Raw genomic sequence first — 3197 nt, forward strand, 5'->3', positions numbered from 1 at the left:
TTGTTTTAAGGCTTGTTGCTTATCGAAGTGTTTTTGGAATTCCTTCCATTCTCCACTAGTTAAACTACGAGTTTTTGGAATTTTATTTTCATCATAGAATTCAGATACCGCTTTACCCATCTCCAAACCAAGTAGTTTGATATTCTTTAAATCAAAATCAATACTTAAATTTTTCTTTGCGTATGCATCTCTTAAGTCATCATAGGCTTTTTTAGCATCCTCTATAGATTTTTTCTCACGATCTGCTGCTGCTGCTCGTTCATCTGTAGCTTTGACTGTATTTGGACTTAGTATATTGAGTTGTTTAATCTTTTCTGCAAGAGAATTTACCTCCTTTTTTGCTCCATCAGTTTTTGTAGCGTAATTCTGCAAACCTATTAATACATTACCGGGCATTTTAGCTGATGCATTAAAATTACTTACTGCATCTGTTGCAGAAATCTGATTTGAAGAATATTGCTTAATAACACCATTTAGAGTTTTAACTTGATCCTTACTTGCACTATTCAACTTAGCAAATTCAACCTGTACTTGTAGTGACTCAATAACATGCGCTTTCATATCTGAAAAATTTTGAGTCGCTATTTTTAATGCACCAGCTTGATCAGCCAATTGTTTGGTACTTTCTTTTGTCACAACTGTATGTTGCCCAGAAGTCTTTGTTAATAACTCTAAAGCTGTATTATTTTGATTAATTTTATTTTTAGAATCAGCAACTGCACCCGAATATTCAACTAATCTATCAACTTGATCTTGACTAAAGCGACCCGAAGCGACCATTTTTTGTAGCATTACACCTGCATCATCCGCACCTGTGGCGATAGCTTTTATTGCCTGCTTATATTGCTTATAGTCATCACCAGAGATTTTAAATAGTTCTTTTTGAAGATAGATAAATCGACCAATTGAGCTTTCAGCATCATCAATTGAATCTTTTTGTGCATCCACCTCTTTACGTAATCGCACACTTTCAACTTGCGCTTGTACGGAATTTAGCTCTAAATATTTTTTAGTTAGAGCTTCAACTGATTCTGACTGTGTTGCAAGAGATTCCTTGACTTCCTCAGCACTGCTACTTAAAAAATAGAAAGCTGCTACCGTGGCTGCAATTGCAATTCCCATTGGACTAAACATTGCCATAAGAGCTGCTTTGCCCAAAGCCAACCGACTTGTTGCTGCTGCTTGTGCCGCTAGTGCTACTGATAATCGAGTGGATGATGCTGCTAATGCTGTTTCAGTAGCGAGTAATTCAGCATTAATCGCTACCTGCTGTTGTCGTAGCAACGCCATTCTCAGTTCTGAATTAATTGTACCTTGTGTTGAAAATTGCATTTTCATACGTCTAAGTTCAAGTCTTAATTCTTCTACAATTTGCGCCCTTGTAGCTTGTAAATTTGCTAGTTTCGCTTCCGTACTTTGTGCTTCCGCTATTGCTGATGCAACCTCGGCTTGGGTTGCTGCAATATTAGCTTGTCTTTCAGCGATAGTTGCATCAACTTTTGCAATCAATGAATATGTTGCTTTTGATGTTGCCATAGCTCCAAGCATCATTGATTTTGCTACATACCCCATTGCTACTGCTGTACCTGCATTAACAACTAAATCAAGATTATCCGCTAAATTTTTAATAGAAGATGACAGCATTGTTGCTGCACCACTTCCTTGCCCTGCCTCACCTATAAACTGGGTTACTGCATTTGATAATTGAGTAAGAGATTGTCCAATTGTAAAATCTGTTTTTGCAAATAAATCATCTACAGAATCTTTAGCTTTGGTAAGAGCCTCAACAAGAACATCACCTGTAATTTTTCCTTCGGCTGCAACTGAACGTAACTGCCCAACGGTAATACCCATCCCTTGAGCAATCGCTTTAGCAAGACCTGGAGCTTGCTCCATGACAGAATTCAGCTCCTCTCCTCTGAGCACATTTGAAGCAAGTGCTTGTGAAAATTGAATTAATGCTGCCTCAGCGGAGGAGGCTGAACCGCCGCTAATTGAGATGGCTTTTGCAACCGTATCTGTTAATGCTGCTGTCTTTTCTTGGGTAAGATTTAAACGTTTTGAATTGTCTGAAAAGCGTTGGTAGATTTGTGCTACAGAGTCCCACGCTTGTGCAGTATTCTGTGCAATTTTAAATGTATCAAACATAGCTTTATTAAGAGCATATTGATCTTCTGTTACTAGTTTTAATCTATTTCTCAAGCCTGTATACATGTCTGTTTTTGCAATAGCTGCTCCAACCGTTAAAACTCCCATCATGTAACTAGCAAGTTGACGAGTAGCTTCAGAAAGACCATCTGTAGAGCGACTGGCAAAGTCACCACTTCTCTGAATGCTTCTCAACTCGCGATCTAATGCTTGTGCATTGCGTTCAGCATTTCGTGAGTCAATCACGATTCTTAAAATTGATTCTTGAGCCATATCTACTTTCCTACGGGCATAAAAAAGCCCGCGGATGCGGGCTATAAATTTAGGGTAGTAAAAAGCGCACCAAAGCGCTTTTTTGATTACAATTAATCTATTGATCCAAAGGCAACTGAACTTCTATTGCACCTTTCTCTAACAACATTTTCAGCATGCTTACCATCTGAAAGTTTCGGATATGATCCAATATCTTTGAAATACTGAACGCCATTTTCAACACATTGGCTGTAATTGCTTTTTTTAGGCTCCTTGGTAGCCAGAAAGTAAGCTATTGGTAGAATTACAAGAAAAACTATTACACAAGTAATTACAAGTGATATACGGTTATTAAATGATCCACCCCCACCCACTCTCTTACCCACCACCCCCTTGTAATCTAGATTTTTTGGTACTTCTTGACTTAAAGCTTGTTGATTATTTTCTAATGTCTCATCACTTTTATTTATTAAATCACCAAACCACTCTTTAGGAGCAACACTTACTTCTTCAGCGTGTATTCTTTCAAATCGAATCTTATCTTCACTAGATAGTGAACTAAAAAAACTTTCAAATTGATCAATAATATCGAATCGCGCTTGATCTTCGGTTAATCCAGTGTTGATAAGCTGTGTTACGTGTTTTAACTGATTTTTAACAACCGCCCTAACCTCACTTCTTGTGATTGGCGAGTGGACTTCAACCCCGAATAACTCGCCTAGTATTTTTTGCTCCATACCCCACTCCAATCCTAAAATTTAGACCAAGATACTAATTTATGTATAAAAAAACCACAT

2 protein-coding genes are annotated in these 3197 nt (G+C 37.7%); both read right to left on the bottom strand.

Annotation, left to right across the window (positions count from 1 at the left end):
* On the bottom strand, positions 1-2421 hold a 2421-nt coding region (locus tag C9E89_RS21965), incomplete at its 3' end, for a tape measure protein (protein WP_147305747.1).
* A 92-nt stretch (positions 2422-2513) separates the two neighbouring features.
* The gene (locus C9E89_RS23985) at positions 2514-3137 is read right to left on the bottom strand and encodes a hypothetical protein (protein WP_228199103.1); all 624 of its coding nucleotides are present in this window, start codon (positions 3135-3137) and stop codon (positions 2514-2516) included.
* Positions 3138-3197 lie beyond the last annotated feature (60 nt).

Origin of the sequence: Acinetobacter sichuanensis (assembly GCF_003024515.2) — a bacterium.
Lineage (GTDB): Bacteria > Pseudomonadota > Gammaproteobacteria > Pseudomonadales > Moraxellaceae > Acinetobacter > Acinetobacter sichuanensis.

Coding starts and splice junctions, on each gene's coding strand:
- C9E89_RS23985 (WP_228199103.1), bottom strand. CDS start 3,137: ATGGAGCAAAAAATACTAGGCGAGTTATTCGGGGTTGAAGTCCACTCG.